Origin of the sequence: Streptomyces griseoloalbus (assembly GCA_014650015.1) — a bacterium.
Taxonomy (GTDB): Bacteria; Actinomycetota; Actinomycetes; order Streptomycetales; family Streptomycetaceae; genus Streptomyces; species Streptomyces griseoloalbus.
Genome location: BMUD01000203.1, coordinates 1 through 500 on the forward strand (window position 1 = coordinate 1; position 500 = coordinate 500).

Genomic DNA, 500 nt, shown 5'->3' on the forward strand with positions numbered 1-500 from the left:
TTGAGGAATACGATGTTGACTTTGACCATCAGTTCCTTGAAACGGAGAAGTATGATGCAAAACCGACCTACAAAAAGTTCCTCGGCTACAGGCCTGGCGTATATGTTATCGGTGACAAGATAGTCTATATCGAGAACAGCGATGGTAACACGAATGTGCGTTTTCATCAGGCAGACACCCATAAGAGATTCTTCGCTCTTCTGGAATCCCAGAACATCCGTGTAAATCGCTTCAGGGCAGACTGCGGTTCCTGCTCGAAGGAAATCGTCAGTGAGATAGAGAAGCATTGCACGCACTTCTACATCCGCGCCAACAGATGCAGTTCGCTCTACGATGACTTGTTTTCACTGAGGGGATGGAAGACGGAGGAAATCAACGGCATCCAGTTTGAACTCAATTCCATTCTTGTTGAGAAATGGGAAGGCAAGTGCTATCGTCTTGTCATCCAGAGACAAAGACGCAACAGTGGCGACCTTGACCTGTGGGAAGGCGAATACACT

General features: G+C 47.4%; 1 protein-coding gene. It reads left to right on the forward strand.

Features of this window, described 5'->3' with window-relative positions; all coding sequences use genetic code 11:
* Positions 1 to 500, forward strand: a 500-nt coding sequence (locus IE178_RS37345; RefSeq protein ID WP_193515141.1) for a transposase, incomplete at both ends; no start/stop codon positions are given.